Here is a 23975-nt window from a genome sequence, read left to right on the forward strand (position 1 = left end):
GGGACGACCATGGGACGAAGCGGGGGAGCGCCGGGTTCCCGGACTGGGCCGTACGGGTGAGCCGAACCGGTCAGTCGCCGTAGTCGGACATGCCGTCCAGCAGTCGCGCGGACCGCTCCGGCACCGCGACCCGGTGGATGCGGGAGGGGGACACCGGCCGGGACTCGGCGCGCGCGGGGGCGGGCCAGCGCCGGGCCATCCGGGCGCAGTCGCCGCGCAGCGAGTCGAGGCCGCCCTCCAGGTCGCCGGGGGCGGGCGGTTCGGTGGTGGCAGGGCCCTTGAGGTTCGTCATGACGGAACCGTAGGCACGCCGGTCCCTGCGAAGAAAGATCTACTATCGGGTAGTTTCGCCAGCTTCAGTGGGCGCCCCCGACCGGGTAGCGTGAACTGTCAACCTGCCCTCCCGTCTCAGTCCGCAGGAGATTCCCCGTCGTGCGCATCGCAGTCACCGGCTCCATCGCCACCGACCACCTCATGACCTTCCCGGGTCGGTTCGCCGACCAGCTCGTCGCGGACCAGCTGCACACGGTTTCGCTCTCCTTCCTCGTCGACAACCTCGACGTGCGCCGCGGCGGCGTCGCCGCGAACATCGCCTTCGGCATGGGCCAGCTCGGCACCCGGCCGATCCTGGCCGGCGCGGCCGGCTTCGACTTCGACGAGTACCGGGCCTGGCTCGACCGGCACGGCGTCGACACCGAGTCCGTCCGGATCTCCGACACCCTGCACACCGCCCGCTTCGTGTGCACCACCGACGCCGACCACAACCAGATCGGCTCCTTCTACACCGGCGCCATGAGCGAGGCCCGGCTGATCGAGCTGAAGACGGTCGCCGACCGGGTGGGCGGCCTCGACCTGGTGCTGATCGGCGCCGACGACCCGGAGGCGATGCTCCGCCACACCGAGGAGTGCCGCTCCCGCTCGATCCCGTTCGCGGCCGACTTCTCCCAGCAGATCGCCCGCATGGAGGGCGAGGAGATCCGCATACTGCTGGACGGCGCGACGTACCTGTTCTCCAACGAGTACGAGAAGGGCCTCATCCAGACCAAGACCGGTCTGACCGACGAGGAGATCCTCGCCATGGTCGGCCACCGCGTCACCACGCTCGGCTCGCGGGGCGTGCGGATCGAGCGGGCCGGCGAGGACCCGATCGAGGTCGGCTGCCCGGAGGAGGAGCGCAAGGCCGACCCCACCGGCGTCGGCGACGCCTTCCGCGCGGGCTTCCTGTCCGGTCTGGCCTGGGGCGTCTCGCTGGAGCGGGCCGCGCAGGTGGGCTGCATGCTGGCGACCCTGGTCATCGAGACCGTGGGCACGCAGGAGTACCAGCTGCGGCGCGCGCACTTCATGGAGCGGTTCACCAAGGCGTACGGGGACGAGGCGGCCGAGGAGGTCCGGTCCCACCTGCGCTGACGGCCCCGCCGTCCGGGGAGCGCCCGGGGCCGCCGCGCCGGCGGCCCGGACGCCTCAGCCGAGCCGGCGCACCAGGTACGCCGTACCGCCGTCCGCCGGCTCCTCGCCCAGGTACTCCTGGCCCCGCATCTCGCACCACGCCGGAATGTCCAGGCGGGCCGCCTCGTCGTCCGAGAGGACGCGGACGGTGCCGCCCACCGGCACCCCGGGGAACGCCTTCGCCAGTTCGATGACCGGGATGGGGCAGCGCCTGCCGAGGGCGTCCACCACCAGGACCTCCTCCTCGGCGACCGCCGCGGAGGAGGGCGCCCCCAGCTTCTCCCGCACCCCCGCCACCACGCCCGGCAGCACCTCCAGGAACCGTTCCACGTCCTGCCCGGCCGTGCCCGGCGGCAGCGACACGCGCACATTGCCCTCGCTGAGCACGCCCATCGCCTTCAGCACATGGCTGGGCGTCAGCGTGCTGCTGGTGCACGAGGAGCCGGAGGACACCGCGAAGCCCTCCCGGTCCAGCTCGTGCAGCAGGGTCTCCCCGTCGACATAGAGACACGAGAAGGTGACGATGCCCGGCAGCCGCCGCCGCGGATCGCCCACCACCTCCACGTCCGGCACCAGCCGCGGCACCCGTGTCCTGATCCGCTCCGTCAGCTCCCGCAGCCGCGACGCCTCCTGGTCCGCCTCGGCCCGCACCGCGCGCAGGGACGCCACGGCCGCCACGACGGCCGGAATGTTCTCGAAGCCCGGTGCCCGCCCCGACTCCCGCTCGTCCGCCGGGCCTTGGGGCGCGAACCGCACGCCCTTGCGCACGACGAGCAGCCCGACCCCCGAGGGCCCGCCCCACTTGTGCGCGCTGGCCGCGAGCAGCGACCAGCCGCCCTCGACCGGCCCCCAGCCCAGCGACTGCGCCGCGTCCACCAGCAGCGGCACCCCGGCCGCCCGGCACACCTCCGCCACCTCGGCCACCGGCTGCACGGTGCCGACCTCGTGGTTGGCCGACTGGAGCACGGCCAGCGCGGTGTCCGCGCGCAGGGCGGCCTCGTAACCCGAGGGGGCCACGGCGCCCGTCCGGTCCACCGGCACCTGTGTCACCTCGCCCCCCTCGGCCTCGAACACCTCCGCCGAATGGAGGACAGAGGAGTGTTCGACCGCTGACACGATCAGGTGGCGTCCGACCCGGCGCCTTCCGGCCAACGCCCCCGCGACGCCCGTATGTACGGCACGGGTCCCCGACGGTGTGAACACCAGCTCGTCCGCCCGGCACCCGACCGCCTCGGCCGCCGCCTCCCGCGCCGCGTCCAGCAGCATCCGCGCCTTGCGTCCCTCCCGGTACAGCCGCGCGGGATCGGCCCACCCGTCGTCCAGGGAGGCCAACAGGGCCTGGCGGGCCACCGGATGGAGAGGTGCGGCCGATGCGGCGTCGAAGTAGGGCACAGGTCAACGGTAGAACCCCCGGCGGCGCGGGACACGGGGGGCGGGGCCGTTCCGTCCGAGGTCGCGAGGGGTGGGCGCGACCAGCGAAGAGTCACCCGTGACGGCCCCCAAAACGCCACAACCCGAGCTAATAGGCGCCCGTTCCCACCCCAACCGAGTGACAGGCAACGCGTATGCCCCCCTCCCCGCGAACCCCCGGAGGGCGTCGGCTAGGGTTTGGTCCGCATAAACATCCAAACCCCTGCCCGACGCAGGGCGGCGACCGACCAGCGAGAAGGCCGCAGCCGACCGCGCGGGCGAGACTCTCGGGAAGGCGCTACGTGAGTCCCAACGGCTCCGACCGCTCGCCGCGGCGCCCGATGCGGCGGAAGCTGCTGCAGGCACTGACCGCGGGCCTGGTCCTGGCGACCGCAACCGGTTGCACATACAAGGACTTCCCCCGCCTTGGCATGCCCACCCCGACCACGGAAGAGGCTCCGCGGATCCTCTCCCTGTGGCAGGGTTCCTGGGCTGCCGCGCTCGCCGTCGGCGTGCTGGTGTGGGGCCTGATCCTGTGGAGCGCCATGTTCCACCGGCGCAGCCGCACCAAGGTCGAGGTACCTCCGCAGACCCGGTACAACATGCCGATCGAGGCCCTGTACACGGTGGTCCCGATCATCATCATCTCGGTGCTGTTCTACTTCACGGCCCGGGACGAGACGAAGCTCATGAGCCTCGACAAGAAGCCCGACGTCACGGTCAACGTGGTCGGCTTCCAGTGGAGCTGGGGCTTCAACTACATCGAGAACGTCCCCGGAGTCTCCGGCGACGCCAAGACGGACACCAACCTGTCCGCGATTCCGGACCGGTTCAAGGCCGCCTTCCCGGCGAACGCCGGCGGCGTCTACGACGTCGGCACCCCGGGTACGCGCAACCCGCAGACCGGTAACCCTGGTCCGACGCTCTGGCTCCCCAAGGGCAAGACGGTCCGTTTCGTTCTGACCTCGCGTGACGTCATCCACTCCTTCTGGGTGGTGCCGTTCCTGATGAAGCAGGACGTCATCCCGGGCCACACCAACGCCTTCCAGGTGACCCCCAACAAGGAGGGCACCTTCCTCGGCAAGTGCGCCGAGCTCTGCGGCGTCGACCACTCGCGGATGCTGTTCAACGTGAAGGTCGTCTCCCCGGCGGCGTACGAGCAGCACCTCAAGGACCTCGCCAAGAAGGGGCAGACCGGTTACATTCCCGCCGGCATCGCGCAGACGAGCCACGAGAAGAACCGGGAGACGAACAACCTGTGAGCATCCTCAACGAACCCCAGGGTGCCGCGGCCGCTGAAGGCTCGTACGTGGACGAGCTGCCGGTTCGGCGTAAGCAGCCCGGCAATGCCGTGGTGAAGTGGCTGACGACCACCGACCACAAGACGATCGGGACGATGTACCTCGTCACGTCGTTCGCGTTCTTCCTGATCGGCGGCGTGATGGCGCTGCTCATGCGCGCCGAGCTGGCCCGTCCGGGCCTGCAGATCATGTCGAACGAGCAGTTCAACCAGGCGTTCACGATGCACGGCACGATCATGCTGCTGATGTTCGCGACGCCGCTGTTCGCGGGCTTCGCGAACTGGATCATGCCGCTGCAGATCGGCGCGCCGGACGTCGCGTTCCCGCGGCTGAACATGTTCGCCTACTGGCTGTACCTGTTCGGCTCGCTCATCGCGGTGGGCGGCTTCCTCACCCCCGAGGGCGCGGCCGACTTCGGCTGGTTCGCCTACTCCCCGCTGTCGGACGCGGTCCGCTCGCCGGGCGCCGGCGCCGACATGTGGATCATGGGTCTGGCCATGTCCGGCTTCGGCACCATCCTCGGCTCGGTCAACTTCATCACCACGATCATCTGCATGCGCGCTCCGGGCATGACGATGTTCCGCATGCCGATCTTCGTGTGGAACGTGCTGCTGACCGGTGTGCTCGTCCTGCTGGCCTTCCCGGTGCTGGCCGCCGCGCTGTTCGCCCTGGAGGCGGACCGCAAATTCGGTGCGCATGTGTTCGACGCGGCCAATGGCGGCGCATTGCTCTGGCAACACCTCTTCTGGTTCTTCGGCCATCCAGAGGTGTACATCATCGCCCTGCCGTTCTTCGGCATCATCTCGGAGATCATTCCGGTCTTCTCCCGTAAGCCGATGTTCGGTTACATGGGCCTGATCGCCGCGACCATCGCGATCGCCGGTCTGTCCGTGACGGTGTGGGCGCACCACATGTACGTCACCGGCGGTGTGCTGCTGCCGTTCTTCTCCTTCATGACCTTCCTGATCGCGGTACCGACCGGTGTGAAGTTCTTCAACTGGATCGGCACCATGTGGAAGGGCTCACTGTCCTTCGAGACGCCGATGCTCTGGGCGACCGGCTTCCTGATCACCTTCACGTTCGGTGGTCTGACAGGTGTCATCCTGGCCTCGCCGCCCATGGACTTCCACATCTCCGACTCGTACTTCGTGGTGGCCCACTTCCACTACGTGGTCTTCGGTACGGTCGTGTTCGCCATGTTCGCCGGCTTCCACTTCTGGTGGCCGAAGTTCACCGGCAAGATGCTGGACGAGCGCCTCGGCAAGATCACCTTCTGGACGCTGTTCATCGGCTTCCACACCACCTTCCTGGTGCAGCACTGGCTGGGCGCCGAGGGCATGCCGCGCCGGTACGCCGACTACCTGGCGGCCGACGGCTTCACCGCGCTGAACACGGTGTCCACCATCGGTTCGTTCGTCCTCGGCCTCTCCTTCCTGCCGTTCCTCTACAACGTCTGGAAGACCGCCAAGTACGGCAAGAAGGTCGAGGTGGACGACCCGTGGGGCTACGGCCGCTCCCTGGAGTGGGCGACCTCCTGCCCGCCGCCGCGGCACAACTTCACCACCCTGCCGCGGATCCGCAGCGAATCCCCGGCGTTCGACCTGCACCACCCCGAGATCGCCGCGCTCGAGCAGCTTGAGCACGCCGGTCACGCGACCGCCGTCGCGGGCAGCAGCAAGGAGGCCGGCAAGTGAAGATCCAGGGCCGGATGTTCATCTGGCTGAGCTTCTTCATCCTGATCATGGCCGTCGTGTACGGCGTGTGGTCGAAGGAGCCGGCCGGTACCACGGCACTCTTCCTGGCCTTCGGCCTGTCGATCATGATCGGCTTCTACCTGGGCTTCACCGCCCGCCGGGTGGACGCCGGTGCGCAGGACGACAAGGAGGCCGACGTCGCGGACGACGCGGGCGAGCTGGGCTTCTTCAGCCCGCACAGCTGGCAGCCGCTCATGCTGGGCTTCGGCGGTGCGATCGCCTTCCTCAGCATCGCGGTCGGCTGGTGGCTGATCTACTTCTCCGCGCCGTTCATCGTGATCGGTCTGTTCGGCTGGGTGTTCGAGTACTACCACGGTGAGAACCGCACCCAGTAAGCAGGACGTAAAGCACCACCGGGAGCCCGGGCCCTCCGTCAGGAGAGTCCGGGCTCCCGGCTTTCCGCGTTCCGGCGTTTTTCAGGGTGTTTTCGAGATCCGCGCGGCGAGACGGTCGTCTGCCGGTGTGTCGTCCCTCGTATGGGTTACGTACCGCGCCAGTAATGGGTTCATCTCATAGCGTGATCGTATGAATTACTCTCCGCGGACCCGTACCGTCGTCAGCTGCGCTGTGCTGGTGACCGCCCTGGGCGCGGGCACCAGCGCCTGCGGTTCGGACGGCGACCCCCTGTCGGCCAAGCCGTATGACGCGGCGGGCCTGATCTCCTTCAACGCCCCCACCGACGTGGGCAAGCGGGCCGACCCCGACAAGCCCCTGGAGGTCACCGTCAAGGACGAGGGGCGCATCACCGACGTCACCGCCCAGGACTCCACAGGCCGCTATGTGGCGGGCGAACTCACCGCCGACGGCAGCCGCTGGCACAGCACCTCCCCGCTGGCCGCGAGCGCCCATTACACGGTCACCGTGAGCACCGAGGACGACGAAGGGGCACCCGGCCGCAAGGTCCTCGCCTTCGACACCACCAAGCCCGCCGACCAGAAGCGGCTGGGCGTCACCTTCGGGCCCGACGCGGGCGAGTACGGCGTCGGACAGGTCATCACCGCCCAACTCAGCCAGGCGGTCGACGACAAGGCCCAGCGGGCCGTCGTGGAACGCGGCCTGCGGGTGGACTCCGTGCCCGCCGTGACCGGCTCCTGGTACTGGGTGAGCGGCAAGGAACTCCACTACCGCCCCAAGGACTACTGGCCGGCCCACACGACGATCCAGGTGCACAGCAACCTGGACGGCGTCAAGATCAGCGACCGGCTGCGGGGCGACAAGTCGAAGGCGCTCAAGCTCACCACGGGCGACCGCATCGAGGCCGTCACGGACGCCGCGGCGCACGAGATGACGGTGTACAAGGACGGCGCCGTGATCAATTCCATTCCGGTCACCACCGGCAAGCCGGGCTACGAGACCCGCAACGGCGTCAAGGTGGTCCTGGAGAAGCAGTACTTCGTACGCATGCGCGGGATCACCGTCGGCATCGCCGAGGGCAGCCGGGACTCGTACGACCTGCCGGTCTACTACGCCACCCGGGTGACCTGGTCCGGCGAGTACGTGCACGCGGCGCCCTGGTCGGTGGGCTCGCAGGGCTACGCCAACGTCAGCCACGGCTGCACCGGGATGAGCACGGCCAACGCCCGCTGGTTCTTCGAGAACGTCCACGAGGGCGACGTGGTGAAGGTCGTCAACTCCAACGGCCAGGCGATGGAACCCTTCGGCAACGGGTTCGGCGACTGGAACGTCGACTGGAAGAAGTGGCGTACCGGCTCCGCCCTCAACGGCCTGCCCAACGGCGGCCAGACCTCGGACACGGTCCGCCTCCAGCCGGCAGCCGTGTGAGCAGCGCTCCGACGGGGCGCGGGGAATCCTGCGACGGGCCGCCCGCCGGCGGCCGCCCGGGAACCCCGCGCCCCGGGCCGCTAGGCGCTCACCAGGCTCCTGCGGCGCAGCAGGGCGGCCAGCGAGGAGGCGAACTCCACGGGGTCCACCGGCAGCGTCACCGCGGCGTCGGCCCGGCTCCACGTGGCCAGCCAGGCGTCCTGGGGGCGGCCGATGAGCAGCAGCACGGGCGGGCAGCGGAACACCTCGTCCTTGATCTGCCGGCACATCCCCATGCCCCCCATGGGCACGGCCTCGCCGTCGAGCACGCACACGTCGATGCCCCCACGGTCCAGCTCCCGCAGCACCGCCGCGGGTGTCGCGCACTCCACGAACTCCACCTCGGGCACGTCCGGGGCGGGCCGGCGCCCTGCGGCCAGCCGTACCTGCTCACGGGTGTTGGAGTCGTCGCTGTAGACCAGCACGGTGGCGGTCGGCTGCATTGTTCCTCCGGATCGTCGGCGTCGTACGGACTGGACGGACAGGACGGACGGGGCCGTTTGGGCGGATGTTACTCCCATGAACACCACGTCAACACCGGTTCGCAGGGCTGCAACACTCCGAACGGCACCCCCCGGAGTGAGGGCGAGATAAGCGACCGACATAATGTCGGTCGTGGCGACAGCAACGACAGTAGAAACCGGGCACGCGCACCCGTCGGTCAACCGGCCGAACCTCACCAGCGTCGGAACCATCATCTGGCTGAGTTCCGAGCTGATGTTCTTCGCGGCCCTCTTCGCGATGTACTTCACCCTCCGGTCGGTGACCGGACCGGCTCACTGGAAGCACATGGCCTCAGCGCTCAATGTGCCTTTCTCCGCGACGAACACCACGATCCTGGTGCTCTCGTCCCTCACCTGCCAGCTCGGCGTCTTCGCTGCCGAGCGCGGCGACGTGAAGAAGCTCCGTGGCTGGTTCATCCTCACCTTCATCATGGGTGCGATCTTCATCGGCGGTCAGATCTACGAGTACACGAGCCTGGTGAAGGAAGAGGGCCTCTCGCTCTCCTCCGACCCGTACGGCTCGGTGTTCTACCTGACCACCGGCTTCCACGGCCTGCACGTGACGGGCGGTCTCATCGCCTTCCTGCTGGTCCTCGGCCGCACCTACATGGCCAAGAGGTTCACCCACGAGCAGGCGACCGCCGCCATCGTCGTGTCCTACTACTGGCACTTCGTCGATGTCGTCTGGATCGGCCTCTTCGCCACGATCTATTTGATCAAGTAGCCGGGACCGCTCCCGCTAAGTCCAGAAGCACCGACGCAGAAGATCCTGACACCGGGGTAATCCGTGAAAAAGCTCTCCGCACGACGACGCCATCCGCTGGCGGCGGTCGTCGTCCTACTCCTCGCGCTGGCGGCCACTGGGGGGCTGTACGCCGCGTTCGCGCCCGCGGGCAAGGCGCAGGCCGATGAAACCTCCCAGTCCCTGACCATCAAGGAGGGTAGGAAGCTCTACGAGGTCGGCTGCGCCAGCTGCCACGGCACCGGTGGGCAGGGCTCCTCCGACGGGCCGAGCCTGGTCGGCGTGGGCTCCGCGGCCGTCGACTTCCAGGTCGGCACCGGCCGTATGCCGGCCGCGACCTCGCAGGGCGCCCAGGTCCCGCGCAAGAAGCCTGTGTACACGCAGACTCAGATCGACCAGCTCGCCGCGTACATCGCGTCGCTGGGCGCCGGTCCCGTCGTGCCGACCAAGCAGCAGTACGGTCCGGCCGGCGCGGACATCGCCAAGGGTGGCGAGCTGTTCCGCACCAACTGCGCGCAGTGCCACAACTTCACCGGCAAGGGCGGTGCCCTGACCAAGGGCAAGTTCGCGCCCACGCTGGAGGGCGTCGACCCGAAGCACATCTACGAGGCCATGCAGACGGGCCCGCAGAACATGCCGTCCTTCCCGGACACGACGCTGTCCTCGAAGAACAAGAAGGACATCATCGCGTACCTGCACGCGGTCGACAGCAGCGAGACGACGAACCCGGGCGGTCTGGAGCTGGGCGGCCTCGGGCCGGTCAGTGAGGGCCTGTTCGCCTGGATCTTCGGTCTCGGCGCGCTGATCGCCGTCGCCGTCTGGGTCGCCGCTCGGACCGCAAAGGCCAAGAAGTCATGAGTAGCCAAGACATTCCTGAAGAGAACCTGCCCGCAGAGCAGGACCACGCGCACGGCGCGGTAGGGGTCGCGGACGAGGAGAACCCGTTCGCCGACCCGGGGCTGCCGCCCCACGAGCACCGGATCCAGGACATCGACGAGCGGGCCGCCAAGCGGTCCGAGCGTGTCGTCGCCCTGCTGTTCACGGTGTCGATGCTGGCCACCGTCGGCTTCATCGTCTCGTACGTGACCATCCCGCACGACAAGAACATCTTCGTCTTCCCGATCGGGCACATCAGCGCGCTGAACTTCGCGCTGGGCCTGACCCTGGGCGTGGCGCTGTTCTGCATCGGCGCGGGCGCGGTCCACTGGGCCCGCACCCTGATGTCCGACGTCGAGGTCGCCGACGAGCGTCACCCGATCGAGGCCGCTCCCGAGGTCCGGGCCAAGGTCCACGCGGACTTCCGCCAGGGCGCCAAGGAGTCGGCGCTCGGCCGCCGCAAGCTGATCCGCAACACGATGTTCGGCGCGCTGGCCCTGGTGCCGCTCTCCGGTGTCATGCTGCTGCGCGACCTCGGTCCGCTGCCCGGTACGTCCCTGCGCCACACCCTGTGGGCCAAGGGCAAGCGTCTGGTCAACATGAACACCAACCAGCCGCTGCGTCCCGAGGACGTCGCCGTCGGCTCCCTGACCTTCGCCAAGCCGGACGGCCTGGAGGAGACGGACGAGGAGTTCCAGACGGAGCTCGCCAAGGCGGCTCTGATGATCGTCCGGCTCCAGCCGGACAACATCAAGGACAAGCGCGAGCTGGACTGGTCGCACGACGGCATCGTCGCGTTCTCCAAGATCTGCACCCACGTCGGCTGCCCGATCTCGCTGTACGAGCAGCAGACGCACCACGTGCTGTGCCCGTGCCACCAGTCCACCTTCGACCTCTCCGACGGTGCCCGAGTGATCTTCGGTCCCGCCGGCCACGCCCTGCCGCAGCTGCGCATCGGTGTGGACAGTGAGGGTTACCTCCAGGCGCTCGGCGACTTCGAGGAGCCCGTCGGTCCTGCATTCTGGGAGCGCGGATGAGTACTGCAGCGAACGAGACCGCCCGCTCTCGCGGGAAGGCTCCGGCCGGCGAGCGCATCGCCGACTGGGCCGACGGCCGGCTCGGGATCTACTCCCTGGCCAAGGCCAACATGCGCAAGATCTTCCCCGACCACTGGTCGTTCATGTTGGGCGAAGTGTGCATGTACAGCTTCATCATCATCATCCTGACGGGTGTCTATCTGACGCTGTTCTTCCACCCGTCGATGAACGAGGTCGTCTACCACGGCAGCTATGTCCCGCTCCAGGGGCAGATGATGTCGGAGGCATTCAACTCGACCCTGCACATCTCCTTCGACGTGCGCGGTGGTCTGCTCGTCCGGCAGATCCACCACTGGGCCGCGCTGATCTTCCTCGCGGGCATGTTCGTGCACATGATGCGCGTGTTCTTCACCGGCGCGTTCCGCAAGCCGCGTGAGATCAACTGGCTGTTCGGCTTCCTGCTGTTCGTCCTCGGCATGTTCACCGGCTTCACCGGTTACTCGCTCCCGGACGACCTGCTCTCCGGCACCGGTGTCCGCTTCATGGAGGGCGCGATCCTGTCCGTGCCGATCATCGGCACGTACCTGTCGTACTTCCTCTTCGGCGGGCAGTTCCCCGGCCACGACTTCGTCGCCCGGTTCTACTCGATCCACATCCTGCTGCTGCCGGGCATCATGCTCGGCCTGATGGTGGCGCACCTGATCCTGGTCTTCTACCACAAGCACACGCAGTTCGCGGGTCCGGGCAAGTCGAACAACAACGTCGTCGGCATGCCGCTGCTGCCGGTCTACATGGCCAAGGCCGGAGGCTTCTTCTTCCTGGTCTTCGGTGTCATCGCGGCCATCGCCGCGGTCGCGCAGATCAACCCGATCTGGGCCATGGGTCCCTACCGTCCGGACCAGGTCTCCACCGGCGCCCAGCCCGACTGGTACATGGGCTTCGCCGAGGGTCTGATCCGCTTCATGCCGGGCTGGGAGATCAACTTCTGGGGTCACACGCTCGTCCTGGGCGTGTTCATCCCGCTGGTGCTCTTCCCGCTGGTCCTGGCGGCCATCGCGGTCTACCCGTTCATCGAGTCCTGGGTCACCGGCGACAAGCGCGAGCACCACATCCTGGACCGCCCGCGCAACGCCCCGACCCGTACCGCGTTCGGTGTCGCCTGGGTGACGATCTACATGGTCACCCTGGTCGGCGGTGGCAACGACCTGTGGGCCACCCACTTCCACCTGTCGATCAACGCCGTGACCTGGTTCGTCCGGATCTTCTTCTTCGTCGGCCCGGTCATCGCGTTCCTGGTCACCAAGCGGATCTGCCTCGGCCTCCAGCGCCGCGACCGCGACAAGGTGCTGCACGGTCGCGAGACCGGCATCATCAAGCGGCTGCCGCACGGTGAGTTCATCGAGGTGCACGAGCCGCTCAGCCAGGAGCAGCTGCACACGCTCACCGCGCACGAGCAGTACCAGCCGGCCGAGATCGGCCCGACGGTCGACGAGAACGGTGTCGAGCGCAAGGTGAAGGCCTCGGACCGACTCCGGGTCAAGCTGTCCAACGCCTACTACGGCGAGGACAACCAGATCCCGAAGCCGTCCGTCGAGGAGTACAGGGAGATCACGAGCGGCCACGGCCACCACTGATCCCCGCGTCGCCACGCCACCGAAGGGCCCCGTCCGCACCGCGGACGGGGCCCTTCCCCGTGTCCCGGCTCGATAGGGTGGGGTGCGAAGGACCACCACTGTGTACGAGGAGCGGCTGATGAGCGCTGTGACCCCCGCTGGAGGCGACACCGCGGCGGGCCGCTCCTGGCCCGCCCTGCTGAACGGCCTGCTGACCGGCCAGGACCTGTCCGCCGACGACACGGCCTGGGCGATGGACCTGATCATGCGCGGCGAGGCGACCGACGCCCAGATCGCCGGGTTCATGGTCGCGCTGCGCGCCAAGGGCGAGACGGTGGCGGAGATCTCCGGCCTGGTGCGCACCATGTACGAGCACGCCAACGTGATCGAGGTGCCGGGGCCCGCCGTCGACATCGTCGGCACCGGCGGCGACGGCGCGAAGACCGTCAACATCTCCACCATGTCCTCGATCGTCGTCGCGGGCACCGGCGCCAAGGTCGTCAAGCACGGCAACCGCGCCGCCTCCTCCGCCTCCGGCTCCTCCGACGTGCTGGAGAAGCTGGGCATCAACCTGCAGCTGACCCCGAAGCGGGTGGCCGAGGTCGCCGAGGAGGCCGGCATCACCATCTGCTTCGCGGTGAAGTTCCACCCCTCGCTGCGTCATGTCGCCGCCGCGCGCGGTCAGTTGGGAATCCGCACCACCTTCAACGTGCTCGGCCCGCTGACCAACCCGGCCAAGGTGCGCGCGCAGGCGGTGGGCGTCGCCGATCCGCGCATGGCGCCCGTGGTGGCCGGAGTCTTCGCCGAACGGGGCAACTCCGCGCTGGTCTTCCGGGGCGACGACGGCCTGGACGAGCTGACGGTCACCGACACCTCCCGGGTGTGGGTGGTGCGGGACGGCAAGGTCACCGAGGAGGTATTCGACCCCCGGGACGTCGGCATCGACCTCGTCCCCGTGGACGCCCTGCGCGGCGCGGACGCCTCCTACAACGCGGAGGTCGCCCGCCGGGTGCTCGACGGCGAGCGGGGCGCGGTGCGCGACGCGGTGCTGCTGAACTCGGCGGCGGCCCTGGTGGCCCTGGAGCCGTCCGACGCCTCGCTCACCGAGCAGCTGCGCGCCCAGATGGACCGGGCGGCCCAGTCCATCGACTCGGGCGCGGCCAAGCGGACGCTGGAGCGCTGGGTGGCGGCCAGCAACGCCTGAGACGCGGGGGTGATCGTCCCGCGATCCGGACACGGGTTGCGGGGCGATCACCCCTTCGCGTAATTTCCGTACCAGGTCATGAGTGACAGTCATGAGGCCCCGGCCGACTGTCCGGCAACCCTCCGTCCGTGGCGGGGTGCCCCGGGTGAGGACCAGGTCGTAGGCAGCGAGGTCTACGGCAAGCGCGGACCCCTCGAACCCAGGGGTCCTGGTCGTACGAGGGAGCCTTCCGTGAGCAAGCGAATGCGCTAGGGCCGCAGAGCCCCGCCTCCGCGTACCCCTTTCACCTTTTTCCCGTACGTCCCTTCGGCGTACGGTCTCACGGGAGTCACCCCATGTCTCACTCCAGCGTTGTCGCCGACCCGTCGATCTGCTCCCCGCTGCCCGTTCTGGGGCGGGATGTCACCGTCCCGCTCGTCACGGGCGGCGAAGTCACCTACGCGGCCCTCGACTACGCGGCCAGCGCCCCCGCCCTCCAGCGCGTCTGGGACGACGTCGCCGCCTACGCGCCCTACTACGGCAGCGTCCACCGGGGCGCCGGCTACCTCTCCCAGCTCTCCACCGACCTGTTCGAGACCGCCCGCCGCACGGTCGCCGGCTTCCTCGGCTGCCGGGCCGACGACCAGGTGGTCTTCACCCGCTCGACCACCGACTCGCTGAACCTGCTGGCCCGGGCGGTCCCGGCCGACTGCCGCGTCTTCGTCTTCGAGACCGAGCACCACGCCTCCCTGCTGCCCTGGCAGGACTCCCGGGTCACCTACCTCGACGCACCGCGCACCCCGCAGCAGGCGGTGCGGACCCTGGAGCGGGCCCTGGCCGACCGCGACCCGTACGGTCCGGCCCTGGTCTGCGTCACCGGCGCCTCCAACGTCACCGGCGAGCTGTGGCCGGTGCGCGAGCTGGCCGCCGCCGCGCACGCGCACGGCGCCCGGATCGTCCTGGACGCCGCCCAGCTGGCCCCGCACCACCCCGTGGACATCGCCGACCTGGACGTCGACTGGGTCGCCCTGTCCGGGCACAAGCTGTACGCCCCCTTCGGCGCCGGCGTGCTGGCCGGCCGCGCCGACTGGCTGCGGGCCGCCGAGCCGTACCTCGCGGGCGGCGGCGCCAGCCGCAGGGTCACCCGGCGCGCCGACGGGGGAGTGGACGTGGAGTGGCACGAGAGTGCGGCCCGGCACGAGGCGGGCTCCCCGAACGTCATCGGCGCCTACGCCGTCGCCTCGGCCTGCAAGGCGCTCACCGAGGCCGGCTGGGCGGACCTGGTCGCGCGCGAGCAGCGGCTGATCGAGCGGGTCCGCACGGGCCTCGCCGGGATTCCGCAGGTCAGGGTGTTGTCCCTGTTCGGGGACGACGCCCCGCGGGTCGGCGTGATCTCCTTCGTGGTGGAGGGCTGGAACAGCTCCCACTTCGCGGCCGCCCTGTCCGCCGAGTACGGCATCGGCGTCCGCGACGGCCTCTTCTGCGCCCACCCGCTGGTGCGCACCCTGCTCGGCACCGATCCCCAGACCCAGGGCGAGTGCGGCGCCCCCGAGGCCGCCCCCGGCGAGAAGTCCCTCAACGCCATCCGCGTGAGCTTCGGCGCGGGCACCCCCGACGAGCACGTCGAGCGCTTCCTGACGGCGGTGCGGGAGCTGGTGACCGAGGGTGCCAAGTGGACGTACCGCACCGAGGACGGCCGCTGCGTCCCCGCGGTGTGAAGACCTGGCGGGGGGCGGCTTTCAGACGGTCAGGAGTCCAGCCCGATCGCGAAGGCCGCCTCCAGGTCGTGCTGGGAGTACGTACGGAACGCCACGTGCGTGTCGGTCCCCTCGACACCGGGGATCTTGCTGATCCGGCCCGGGATCACCTCGGCCAGGTCGTCGTGCCGCCGCACCCGGACCATGGCGATCAGGTCGTACGTGCCGGTCACGGAGAACACCTCGCTCACCGACTCCAGCGCGGCGATCTGCTCGGCGATCTCGGGGATCCGGTCCACGCTGGTCTTGATGAGGACGATCGCGGTGATCACGGCTGGTTCTCTCCCTCGGGTGCCGGAGCGGGTGCGGTTTTCACTCTAGCCCGCCCGTCTCCCGCCGCCGCCCTCCCGAGACCGCCCTCGCGGTCCCGCCGCCCTCCGTACCGCACCCACGCGTAGCCGAACCCCACGCCGAACCCCACCAGGTGCGCCAGGTACGCCACCCCCGGCCCCTGCACCGACCGTCCCGCCGCCACCCACTGCAACGCCACCCAGAACGGCAGTACGACCCACGCCGGGAACCGCAGCGGCAGGAAGAACAGGAACGGCAGGAGACTGGTGACACGGGCGCGCGGGAACAGGAAGAGAAACGCACCGAGCACCGCCGAGATCGCCCCCGACGCGCCCACCAGCGACTGCTCGGAGGTGGCGTTGGCCGCCGCGTACCCCAGCAGCGCGAGGTAGCCGCAGCCGACGTAGAAGAGGGTGAACTCCACGCGGCCCATCCGCTCCTCGGTCAGCACGCCGAAGACGAGGAGGAAGAGCATGTTGCCCAGCAGATGCACCCAGTTGCCGTGCAGGAACAGGGCGGTGACCGGGGAGAGCGCGTGTGCCGCGGGGGCGGCGAACAGCTCCGCCGGGACCACCCCCCAGTGGCGGAAGTACACCCGCTCCGTGTCGAGCAGCGCATACCCGGTGCCGTATCCGGGGACGATCCCGGACGCCGGGCCCAGTGCGAAGATCAGACAGCACAGGGCGATGAGGCCGTACGTCGTCGGCGCGGCCCTGAGTGCCCTGAAGGTCCTGCCGGCGGCCGTGCTCCACTCGCTGATCATGAATACAGAGCATGACGTAACGGACGCAAGCTGACATACCGCCTCGCCGCCGTGAACGGACGGGCGGCGAGCACCCGCCAGGCCGTAGGGTTACGAGCCACACGCGTCGGCCGCCGGCGCGGTCCGACCCGAGAAGGAAGCGAACAGGCACGATGACGGTTCCCCTGCCGACCGCCACGACGCGATGGCGCTGCACCCTCTGCGGAAACCTCACCCGCTTCGACGTCACCCGCTCGTCCAAGGTCGTGGAGTACGTCCACCTCGACCTGGCCGGCGAGCCGACGGTGGAGGAGCGCCAGGTGGTCAGTGAGACCATCGAGTCGGTGCGCTGCCGCTGGTGCAACGCGGTGGACCAGGTGGAACTCGTGGACAGGCCGGGCACCGGCTCCTGACGGAGCGGGCCCGCCAGGGGATGTCGGCAATCGGTAGTGGGGTGTGACGGATGGTGGAGAGCGCAGGCGGGGGGCCGGGCGACGGCACCGCTGAGGTGCTTGACCGTCCGCTGCCCGACGGGGTGCGCCGCAGGGTCGTGGGGATCGTCTCGGACGGCTTCGGCCAGTTGACGGTGGCCGAACTGCCCGCCCAGTTGCGGCAGTACGCCCGGTTCGCCCCGAACCGCCGGGTGAAGTTCGCCGGGAACGCGATGGCGTCGGCGCTGGAGACCGACGCGCTGTTCAGACAGCGGATCGGCGAGAAGTTCCGGGAGGCCCAGCCGGAGCTGGCCGGCGCCCTCGACTCCGGGTCGGCGCCCCCGGCCGCCGACCCGCTGGACGTGGCGGCGGCGGCCTATGTGCTGCGCCCGGCGGGCTGGGTGAAGCTGGTCACCGCGGCCGGCGAGGAGGCCCAGCGCGCCGACGCCGAGCGGGCCGGCGAGGAGAGCCGGGCCGAGCTGGACCGGCTGCGCGTCGAACTGGACCACGCCCGCGAGCACACCCGGTCGGAGACCGAACGGCTGCGCGCGGAGCTGGAGTCGGCGAAGCGGGAGGCGGAGTCGCTGCACCGCAAGCTGCGCTCGGCGCTGAGCGACGTGCGCCGCGGCGAGGCCGCGCTGCGCAAGGCGCAGGCCGAGATGGACACCGTCCGTGCCGAGGCGCAGCTCCAGGTGTCGGCCGCGGAGAGCGAGTCCCGGCGGCTCAAGGCACGCCTCGGCGAGGCGGAGGCGGCCCTGGAGGCCACCCGCAAGGCCGCCCGCGAGGGCCGCAGCGTGGAGGACATGCGGGTACGGCTGCTGCTGGACACCCTGCTGGACGCCACCCAGGGCCTGCGGCGGGAGCTGGCGCTGCCGCCGGTGTCCGTGCGCCCGGCCGAGACGGTCGACGCGGTGGAGCCGGGCCGGATGACCCCGAAGGACATCGCGGCGCGCGCCCTGTCCGAGCACGACCCCGCGATCCTCGACCAGTTGCTCGCGCTGCCGCAGGCGCATCTGGTGGTCGACGGCTACAACGTCACCAAGACCGGCTATCCGCAGATGCCGCTGGAGAAGCAGCGGCTGCGGCTGCTCGGGCAGTTGTCCGCGCTCGCCGCGCAGACCGGCGCCGAGGTGACCTGCGTCTTCGACGGCGCGGAACTGGCCGCGCCGGTGCTGCTCGCACCGCCGCGCGGGGTGCGGGTGCTGTTCTCCAAGCCGGGCGTCACCGCGGACGAGCTGATCCGTCAGCTGGTACGCGCGGAACCGCCGGGCCGTCCGGTCATCGTGGCGTCCACCGACCGCGAGGTGGCCGACGGGGTGGCGCGGGCGGGTGCCCGGCCGGTGGCGTCTGCGGTGCTTCTGAAGCGACTGTCCTGAAAGGCCCGACAGGCGTACGCAATGCCCGGATTGGGCGCCCTGTTACGCGACATAGGGTCAATCGCGCATCACTGCTCGTGTGTTGTGTGCAAAAAATACATTGCGTCACGGCATTTTTTGTCGTGAGGATTTGAATGATCACAACTGTGTCACTAGGGTCTGGGCTCGAACCTCCGAACGGGTGAACACTCACAAGAAGGAGTTCGTCCTCCGTGGCGTCCCACCGTCGACCCAAACAGCAGAGCCGCGCACGCGTGACCGTGCTGACCACCGCAGCCGCCGCTGCCGTCGTGCTCAGCGCCAACGCCGCGAACGCCGCGCCGAGTCCGAAGCTCAGCAAGGACCAGGTCAAGTCCAAGGTCGACAAGCTGTACGAGGAGGCCGAGCAGGCCACCGAGAAGTACAACGGCGCCAAGGAGAAGCAGCAGAAGCTGCAGAAGGAGATATCCACGATCCAGGACAACGTCGCGCGGGGTCAGGAAGACCTCAACAAGCTGCGCGACGGCCTGGGTTCGCTGGCGACCGCGCAGTACCGCGACGGCGGTATCGACCCCTCGGTCCAGCTCTTCCTCTCCTCCAACCCGGACGACTACCTCGACAAGGCGTCCACCCTCGACCAGCTGAGCGGCCAGCAGGTCGACGCGCTGCGCAAGATCCAGGACAAGCAGCGCGAACTCGCCCAGGAGCGTTCCGAGGCCACCGAGAAGCTCAAGGACCTCTCGGCCACCCGGACCGAACTGGGCAACAAGAAGAAGGAAGTCCAGGCCAAGCTGGCCGAGGCCCAGAAGATCCTCAACAGCCTCACCGCCAAGGAGAAGGCGGACCTGGCCGCGCAGCAGCAGCGCGCCGACCGCTCCTCCAGCCAGCGCGTGAACCTCGGTGACGCCCCGCCCGCCTCCGGCCGGGCCGCGGCCGCCTTCGCCGCCGCCCAGGCCCAGATCGGCAAGCCGTACGTCTACGGCGCCACCGGCCCCTCCTCCTTCGACTGCTCGGGTCTGACCTCCTACGCCTACGCGCAGGCCGGCGTCTCCATCCCGCGTACCTCCGAGGAGCAGGCCACCATCGGCACCCGGATCTACAACCAGAGCGACCTCAAGGTCGGCGACCTGGTGTTCTTCTACGGCGACATCCACCACGTCGGCCTGTACGCGGGCAACGGCCAGGTGCTGCACGCCCCGCACACCGGTGCCGTGGTGCGCTACGAGGCGATGTCCGACATGCCGTTCCAGTTCGGCGTGCGGGTCTGAGACCCGCCGCAAACCTCACGAGGGCGCCCGAACGGGCGAACCCGTGGGACGAGAGTTGACTCCACGCCCCGCCGGTGACCTGCGTCAGCGGCGGGGCGTCACTCTTTGTCGCCGTCGAGGTCTTTGGCCGCGACCCTTCCGCACGGCTACTGTCTGCCGCGTTTCCCCGGCGCCCGGGCCTCCCCGTCCCTGGCGCCGGGGGACGTCCTCCGTCAGCCAGTGGAAGGGGTTCGGCAACCCGTGGGGTCCCATCGCCGCCTTGCACCGTCCGGCCGTGACCGTGCACCGTCCGGTCACCGCCGTGCACCGTCCGGACTCGCCCTGGGCGCCGCCGCCCTGTGCGCGCTGTCGGCCGCCGCCGCGCTCGGCGCCGTACCCGCGCACGCCGCGCCGCACGCCGACGCCCGCGCCGAGGTGGACCGGCTCTACACGGAGGCCGAGCAGGCGACCCAGGCCTACGACGAGGCCGAGGAGCGCGCGGACGGCCTGCGCCGCGAGGTCCGGTACGCCCAGGACCGGATCGCCCGCCGCCAGCAGGAGGTCAACACCCTGCGCGAGGAGCTGGGTTCGCTGGCCGGGGCGCAGTACCGCACGGGCGGCATCGACCCGGCCGTCGCCCTGCTGTTCTCCGCCGACCCCGACGACTACCTCGACAAGGCCGCCACCCTCGACCGCATCGGCGCCGAGCAGTCCGGGCGGCTGCGGGAGCTGCGGTCCGCGCTGCGCGAACTCGACCAGGAGCGCGCGGAGACGGCCGGGAAACTCGCCGAACTGGACCGCAGCCGCCGGGCCGTCGCCGCGCACAAGCGGACGGTGGAACGCAAGCTCGCCCGGGCGCGGCAGTTGCTGGACTCCCTGTCCGCGGCCGACCGCGCCGCCTACGAGCGCTCCTCCCGCTCGGCCGGCCCGGACCGCCTCGGGCTGCCGGAACCGGCCGGTGCGGCGACCGCCCCCGACGGGCGGGCCGCCGCCGCCCTGGCCGCCGCCCGCTCCGCCCTCGGCCGCCCCTATGTGTGGGGCGCCAACGGACCCGCGGGCTTCGACTGTTCGGGCCTGATGCAGTGGTCGTACGCGCACGCCGGCGTCCATCTGCCCCGCACCTCCCAGGAGCAGCGCTTCGCCGGCCGGCACGTCCCGCTCTCCCAGGCCCGCCCCGGTGACCTGGTCGTCTACCGTTCCGACGCCAGCCATGTGGCGATGTACGTCGGCGGCGGCCGGGTCATCCACGCGCCCCACCCGGGGGCGGCGGTGCGCTACGACCCGGTCGGGATGATGCCCATCTCCTCGGTCACCCGGCCCTGACGCCCGCGCGACGCGCCGTACGATCGTCGGATGGCCGGTGACGGGAGGGTGAGACGGGTCGGGGCGCTGGCCCTGTGCCTGCTGCTGCCGCTGGCCGGCTGTGCCGGACGGACGGCGGCCGACTCCGCCCGGAGCGAGGTGCAGCGCCTGCTGGACATGCGCTCGGCGGCGCTGCTGCGGCACGACGAGGGGGCGTACGACGCGACCGGCGCCCGCGCCGAGTACACCAGGCTGCGCGCCCTGCCGCTGGCCTCCTGGGCCTACCGGGTCACCGGGCTGCGCCGCACCGCCGCGGGGGCCACCGCCGACGCCGAGCTGACGTACCGGGTCGCCGGCTACGACCGGGCCCCCGTCGACACCCGGCGCACCGTCACCCTGTCCCGGACGGCCCAGGGCACCTGGTACGTCACCGCCGACCGGCCCGCCGGGGGGTCCGGGCAGCAGCTGTGGGACCAGGGCACGGTGACCGCCGTGCCGGGCGCGCACAGCCTGGTCCTGGGCACCGGGCAGTCCCCGGCCGACCTGGGGGCCTACGCCCGGATGGCCGACCGGGCGGTCCCCGCGGTCTCGGCGGAGTGGGGCACGGACTGGACCCGCAAGGTGGTGGTCGTGGTGCCGAAGTCCCTGGACGGCATGGCGGGCCTGCTCGGCTCACCGGCCGCCGACTACCGGGGCATCGCCGCCGTCACCACCGGCGAGGCGGGCGGCGCGGGCCGGACCCCGGCCGACCGGGTGGTGATCAACCCCGACGCCTACGCCGCCTTGGGCACCCTGGGCAGACAGGTCGTCCTCACCCACGAGACGACCCACGTGGCCACCCGCGCCCGCACCACCTCCGCCACCCCCCTGTGGCTCTCCGAGGGGTACGCGGACTGGATCGGCTACCTGGGCACCGACCGCACCCCCACCGAGGCCGCCCCGGAACTGGCCCGCGCCGTCCAGGCCGGCCGGGTCCCCGCCGCCCTGCCCACCGACAAGGACTTCGGCTTCACCAGCGACCCCACCGAACTGGCCCAGGCCTACGAGGGCGGCTGGCTGGCCTGCCGCATGATCGCCGACCGCTGGGGCCCCGCCCGCCTCACCGCCTTCTACCGCTCGCTCGGCGCCCGCCCCGCCCGCCCCACCGCCCTCACCGACGCCCTGCGCACCGTCCTCGGCACCACCCCGCGGGCCTTCACCGCCGCGTGGCGGCAGTACCTGGTCGACCAACTGCGCTGAGCACCCCGACGGCCTCCCGCAACCACTCCCGCTCGGCGGCGCCGGTGGCTCGCGCGACCCGCAGCATCCCCGCCCGGAACAGATCCCCGGCCTCCTCGGCCCGCACCGGCTCCCCGTCCCGGTAGAAGAAGCTCGACGGCGTCTCGAGGAACTCCAGTCGGCGGCGCAGCACTTCGGCCTGTGCGGCGGGCTCGGGCAGGTGGCGCAGGAAGGACAGCACGGTGTTGAACCGGACCTGGTCGGTGATCTCCACCTGCTTCGGACGGCGCAGCCGCGCCAGCAGCTCGGCGCGGCCCGCATCGGTCAGGGAGAGCACCCGGCGCGGCGCGGCGCTCGCGCCCTGCTCGGTGTGCCGGTCGATCAGTCCGGCGGCGAGCAGCCGGTTGATGGCGGGGTAGAGCGCGCCGTCGCTGACCGGACGGACGTGCCCGGTGAGCGCCTTGATGCGGTCCTTCAGCTCGTATCCGTGCAGTGGTCCCTCGGCGAGGAAGCCGAGGATCGACAACTCCAGCACGCCAACTCCTCCTTGCGACGGGCCCGTTCGCCATGCTAGCTCTTTTCGAGCTACATCGAATCGAGGTAGCTCGTTTCGAGATACCCGGGAGCCCTGGTGAACGCCCACCGTGCCCAGCTCGTCTCGCTCGCCCGCCCCGTCTACTTCTCCCTGCTGACCTCGGTCGCCTCCGGGATCGTCAACACCGTCTGGGTCTCCCGGCTCGGCGGTGCAGCCGTCGCCGCCGTGGCCGTGGCCACCAACACCGAGAACGTGCTGCTCGGCGTCGCCCTGGTCTTCGCCTCCGGCGCGACCGTGCTGGTGGCGCACGCACGGGGCGCCCGCGACCCGGCCGCCGTACGGGCCGCGGCGCGCGGCGGCACCGTGCTGTGGGCGCTGGTGACCCCGCCGGTCGCGGTGGGCGGCCTGCTGCTGCGCGAGCCACTGGCCCGCCTGGTGCTGGGCGGCTCCGACCCCGCGGCCCTGCGCCTGGCCGCCGCCTACTTCGCGATCTCCCTGCCCGGCATGGCCGTCTTCTTCGCCCAGCAACTCGTCGACGGCCTCCTCAAGGGCGCCGGCGACACCCGGACCCCCATGCGCCTCGCGCTGCTCGCCAACGGGCTGATCCTGGTCTGCGACCCGCTTCTCATCCACCTCCACGGCGTCCGGGGCGCCGCCGTCTCCACCGTGCTGTGCCGGGGCGCCGCCCTGGTGGTGGGCCTCGCCGTCGTCCGCCGCGACACGCTGCTGCGCGAGGCCGCCCGGGTACGTCCGGCCGAACGGCTGCGGACCTCCGTGCGGCGTACCCTCACCACCGGAATGCCCATGTCCGCCGACTTCACCGTCCGGCAGAGCGGGGCGCTGGTGCTGGTCGCGATCGTCGGCCGGCTCGGTGTCGTCGAGGTGGCCGCCTACGCGACCGCCTACAAGGTGCTCTACCTCGCCACCATGGCCTTCTACGCGGTACGGCAGGCCGCCGCGATCCACACCGCGCACACCCGGGGTGCGGGGACGGACGCCCGCCGGGACATAGCCCGGCAGGCGGTGCTGGTCTCCGGGGTGGCCGGCCTCGCGGCGGCCGTCCTGTTCGCACTCACCGCCCCGTGGCTCATGGCCGCGTTCGGCGCTGGGCCCGCCGTCGCCCACCAGGGCGTGTTCTTCCTCCGCTGGGCCGGCCCGTACCTGCTGCTGATGGCCGGGTTCATCGCGCTCGGCGGGGTCTTCGAGGGCAGCGGGGGAGCGCACGCGCTGCTGCGGATCACCCTGCTCGGCACCGCCGTGCAACTCCCGCTCGCCGCCGCCCTGTCGGGCCTCGGGCTGCCCGGTGTCGTGCTCGCGCTCGGGTGTTCCATGGCCGTGCAGTGCGGGGCCGTGGCGGTGCTGCTGCGGCGGGTGCGGGGGCCGCGGGCCCTGTCGGCCGAGGCCGGCTGAG

General features: G+C 70.6%; 23 protein-coding genes and 1 riboswitch. Of the genes, 17 read left to right on the plus strand and 6 right to left on the minus strand.

Annotated features, from left to right (window positions below; all coding sequences use genetic code 11):
* Nucleotides 1-70 precede the first annotated feature (70 nt).
* On the minus strand, nucleotides 71-292 hold the full coding sequence (locus tag HZZ00_RS07230; protein WP_180331426.1) for a hypothetical protein: 222 nt from the start codon (nucleotides 290-292) through the stop codon (nucleotides 71-73).
* 140 nt (nucleotides 293-432) lie between these two features.
* On the opposite strand from HZZ00_RS07230, the gene HZZ00_RS07235 reads away from it, so the two are divergent.
* Complete coding sequence (locus HZZ00_RS07235) at nucleotides 433-1407, plus strand: carbohydrate kinase family protein (protein WP_180331427.1); 975 nt, start codon at nucleotides 433-435, stop codon at nucleotides 1405-1407.
* Between the two features lie 54 nt (nucleotides 1408-1461).
* Here the strand turns inward: HZZ00_RS07235 and HZZ00_RS07240 are convergent, their stop codons facing one another.
* Entirely contained in the window at nucleotides 1462-2838 is a 1377-nt protein-coding gene (locus HZZ00_RS07240; RefSeq protein ID WP_180331428.1) for a cysteine desulfurase/sulfurtransferase TusA family protein, read from the minus strand.
* Nucleotides 2839-3158: 320 nt separating this feature from the next.
* Between HZZ00_RS07240 and coxB the strand changes: the two genes are divergently transcribed.
* From coxB to HZZ00_RS07260, 4 genes are all read left to right on the plus strand, one after another.
* Nucleotides 3159-4118: a cytochrome c oxidase subunit II gene (gene coxB / locus HZZ00_RS07245; protein WP_070028645.1), complete on the plus strand. Its 960-nt coding sequence runs from the start codon at nucleotides 3159-3161 to the stop codon at nucleotides 4116-4118.
* Nucleotides 4115-5851 carry a cytochrome c oxidase subunit I gene (gene ctaD, locus HZZ00_RS07250; protein ID WP_070028644.1) on the plus strand — a complete coding sequence of 579 codons (1737 nt, stop codon included), beginning with the start codon at nucleotides 4115-4117 and terminating at the stop codon, nucleotides 5849-5851. Before coxB ends, ctaD begins: the two co-directional genes overlap by 4 nt.
* The gene (locus HZZ00_RS07255) at nucleotides 5848-6246 is read left to right on the plus strand and encodes a cytochrome c oxidase subunit 4 (protein ID WP_046421283.1); all 399 of its coding nucleotides are present in this window, start codon (nucleotides 5848-5850) and stop codon (nucleotides 6244-6246) included. Before ctaD ends, HZZ00_RS07255 begins: the two co-directional genes overlap by 4 nt.
* Before the next feature lie 190 nt (nucleotides 6247-6436).
* Nucleotides 6437-7693, plus strand: coding sequence for an Ig-like domain-containing protein (locus tag HZZ00_RS07260; RefSeq protein ID WP_180331429.1), 1257 nt, complete (start codon nucleotides 6437-6439; stop codon nucleotides 7691-7693).
* An 80-nt stretch (nucleotides 7694-7773) separates the two neighbouring features.
* On the opposite strand, the gene HZZ00_RS07265 is transcribed toward HZZ00_RS07260, so the two are convergent.
* Nucleotides 7774-8175, minus strand: a complete 402-nt coding sequence (locus tag HZZ00_RS07265) for a response regulator transcription factor (protein WP_180331430.1) — start codon at nucleotides 8173-8175, stop codon at nucleotides 7774-7776.
* 163 nt (nucleotides 8176-8338) lie between these two features.
* Here HZZ00_RS07265 and HZZ00_RS07270 point away from each other — a divergent pair, with 163 nt between their 5' ends.
* The 6 genes from HZZ00_RS07270 (at nucleotide 8339) to HZZ00_RS07295 (ending at nucleotide 15404) form a co-directional block, all read left to right on the plus strand.
* Nucleotides 8339-8959 carry a heme-copper oxidase subunit III gene (locus HZZ00_RS07270; protein WP_070028641.1) on the plus strand — a complete coding sequence of 207 codons (621 nt, stop codon included), beginning with the start codon at nucleotides 8339-8341 and terminating at the stop codon, nucleotides 8957-8959.
* A gap of 63 nt (nucleotides 8960-9022) precedes the next feature.
* Entirely contained in the window at nucleotides 9023-9835 is an 813-nt protein-coding gene (locus HZZ00_RS07275) for a c-type cytochrome (RefSeq protein WP_070028640.1), read from the plus strand.
* Nucleotides 9832-10890 carry a ubiquinol-cytochrome c reductase iron-sulfur subunit gene (locus HZZ00_RS07280; protein ID WP_180331431.1) on the plus strand — a complete coding sequence of 353 codons (1059 nt, stop codon included), beginning with the start codon at nucleotides 9832-9834 and terminating at the stop codon, nucleotides 10888-10890. Before HZZ00_RS07275 ends, HZZ00_RS07280 begins: the two co-directional genes overlap by 4 nt.
* The gene (locus HZZ00_RS07285; RefSeq protein ID WP_180331432.1) at nucleotides 10887-12524 is read left to right on the plus strand and encodes a cytochrome bc complex cytochrome b subunit; all 1638 of its coding nucleotides are present in this window, start codon (nucleotides 10887-10889) and stop codon (nucleotides 12522-12524) included. The genes HZZ00_RS07280 and HZZ00_RS07285 overlap by 4 nt, the downstream gene beginning before the upstream one ends.
* Before the next feature lie 118 nt (nucleotides 12525-12642).
* Complete coding sequence (gene trpD, locus HZZ00_RS07290; RefSeq protein WP_180331433.1) at nucleotides 12643-13707, plus strand: anthranilate phosphoribosyltransferase; 1065 nt, start codon at nucleotides 12643-12645, stop codon at nucleotides 13705-13707.
* Between the two features lie 74 nt (nucleotides 13708-13781).
* A riboswitch (SAM riboswitch) is annotated at nucleotides 13782-13898 on the plus strand.
* A 144-nt stretch (nucleotides 13899-14042) separates the two neighbouring features.
* Complete coding sequence (locus tag HZZ00_RS07295) at nucleotides 14043-15404, plus strand: aminotransferase class V-fold PLP-dependent enzyme (protein WP_180331434.1); 1362 nt, start codon at nucleotides 14043-14045, stop codon at nucleotides 15402-15404.
* A gap of 29 nt (nucleotides 15405-15433) precedes the next feature.
* On the opposite strand, the gene HZZ00_RS07300 is transcribed toward HZZ00_RS07295, so the two are convergent.
* Both HZZ00_RS07300 and HZZ00_RS07305 read right to left on the minus strand, forming a co-directional pair.
* A complete protein-coding gene (locus tag HZZ00_RS07300; RefSeq protein ID WP_070028636.1) occupies nucleotides 15434-15715 on the minus strand; it encodes an Lrp/AsnC family transcriptional regulator in 282 nt (93 codons plus the stop codon).
* A complete protein-coding gene (locus HZZ00_RS07305; protein WP_180331435.1) occupies nucleotides 15712-16497 on the minus strand; it encodes a rhomboid family intramembrane serine protease in 786 nt (261 codons plus the stop codon). The genes HZZ00_RS07300 and HZZ00_RS07305 overlap by 4 nt, the downstream gene beginning before the upstream one ends.
* Before the next feature lie 152 nt (nucleotides 16498-16649).
* Here HZZ00_RS07305 and HZZ00_RS07310 point away from each other — a divergent pair, with 152 nt between their 5' ends.
* The 5 genes from HZZ00_RS07310 to HZZ00_RS07330 all read left to right on the plus strand — a co-directional run bounded on the left by HZZ00_RS07310 (nucleotide 16650) and on the right by HZZ00_RS07330 (nucleotide 22050).
* Nucleotides 16650-16889, plus strand: coding sequence for a hypothetical protein (locus HZZ00_RS07310; RefSeq protein ID WP_070028634.1), 240 nt, complete (start codon nucleotides 16650-16652; stop codon nucleotides 16887-16889).
* Between the two features lie 50 nt (nucleotides 16890-16939).
* Complete coding sequence (locus HZZ00_RS07315; protein ID WP_180331436.1) at nucleotides 16940-18283, plus strand: NYN domain-containing protein; 1344 nt, start codon at nucleotides 16940-16942, stop codon at nucleotides 18281-18283.
* Nucleotides 18284-18495: 212 nt separating this feature from the next.
* Complete coding sequence (locus HZZ00_RS07320; RefSeq protein ID WP_180331437.1) at nucleotides 18496-19530, plus strand: C40 family peptidase; 1035 nt, start codon at nucleotides 18496-18498, stop codon at nucleotides 19528-19530.
* 240 nt (nucleotides 19531-19770) lie between these two features.
* Nucleotides 19771-20832, plus strand: a complete 1062-nt coding sequence (locus HZZ00_RS07325) for a C40 family peptidase (RefSeq protein ID WP_180331438.1) — start codon at nucleotides 19771-19773, stop codon at nucleotides 20830-20832.
* 30 nt (nucleotides 20833-20862) lie between these two features.
* Nucleotides 20863-22050 carry a hypothetical protein gene (locus tag HZZ00_RS07330; RefSeq protein WP_180331439.1) on the plus strand — a complete coding sequence of 396 codons (1188 nt, stop codon included), beginning with the start codon at nucleotides 20863-20865 and terminating at the stop codon, nucleotides 22048-22050.
* Here the strand turns inward: HZZ00_RS07330 and HZZ00_RS07335 are convergent.
* On the minus strand, nucleotides 22007-22564 hold the full coding sequence (locus HZZ00_RS07335; protein ID WP_180331440.1) for a PadR family transcriptional regulator: 558 nt from the start codon (nucleotides 22562-22564) through the stop codon (nucleotides 22007-22009). The genes HZZ00_RS07330 and HZZ00_RS07335 overlap by 44 nt on opposite strands.
* Before the next feature lie 96 nt (nucleotides 22565-22660).
* Between HZZ00_RS07335 and HZZ00_RS07340 the strand changes: the two genes are divergently transcribed.
* Entirely contained in the window at nucleotides 22661-23974 is a 1314-nt protein-coding gene (locus tag HZZ00_RS07340) for an MATE family efflux transporter (RefSeq protein ID WP_180331441.1), read from the plus strand.
* The last annotated feature ends 1 nt before the right edge of the window (nucleotide 23975 follow it).

Origin of the sequence: Streptomyces sp. NEAU-sy36 (assembly GCF_013423905.1) — a bacterium.
Lineage (GTDB): Bacteria > Actinomycetota > Actinomycetes > Streptomycetales > Streptomycetaceae > Streptomyces > Streptomyces misionensis.

Bases quoted from the DNA above. Each gene is read 5' to 3' on its own strand.
- HZZ00_RS07295 (WP_180331434.1), top strand. From the start codon at position 14,043: ATGTCTCACTCCAGCGTTGTCGCCGACCCGTCGATCTGCTCCCCGCTG.
- HZZ00_RS07270 (WP_070028641.1), top strand. From the start codon at position 8,339: ATGTCGGTCGTGGCGACAGCAACGACAGTAGAAACCGGGCACGCGCAC.
- HZZ00_RS07310 (WP_070028634.1), top strand. From the start codon at position 16,650: ATGACGGTTCCCCTGCCGACCGCCACGACGCGATGGCGCTGCACCCTC.
- HZZ00_RS07280 (WP_180331431.1), top strand. From the start codon at position 9,832: ATGAGTAGCCAAGACATTCCTGAAGAGAACCTGCCCGCAGAGCAGGAC.
- HZZ00_RS07260 (WP_180331429.1), top strand. From the start codon at position 6,437: ATGAATTACTCTCCGCGGACCCGTACCGTCGTCAGCTGCGCTGTGCTG.
- HZZ00_RS07265 (WP_180331430.1), bottom strand. From the start codon at position 8,175: ATGCAGCCGACCGCCACCGTGCTGGTCTACAGCGACGACTCCAACACC.
- HZZ00_RS07305 (WP_180331435.1), bottom strand. From the start codon at position 16,497: ATGATCAGCGAGTGGAGCACGGCCGCCGGCAGGACCTTCAGGGCACTC.
- HZZ00_RS07315 (WP_180331436.1), top strand. From the start codon at position 16,940: ATGGTGGAGAGCGCAGGCGGGGGGCCGGGCGACGGCACCGCTGAGGTG.
- trpD (WP_180331433.1), top strand. From the start codon at position 12,643: ATGAGCGCTGTGACCCCCGCTGGAGGCGACACCGCGGCGGGCCGCTCC.
- HZZ00_RS07285 (WP_180331432.1), top strand. From the start codon at position 10,887: ATGAGTACTGCAGCGAACGAGACCGCCCGCTCTCGCGGGAAGGCTCCG.
- HZZ00_RS07230 (WP_180331426.1), bottom strand. From the start codon at position 292: ATGACGAACCTCAAGGGCCCTGCCACCACCGAACCGCCCGCCCCCGGC.
- HZZ00_RS07330 (WP_180331439.1), top strand. From the start codon at position 20,863: ATGGCCGGTGACGGGAGGGTGAGACGGGTCGGGGCGCTGGCCCTGTGC.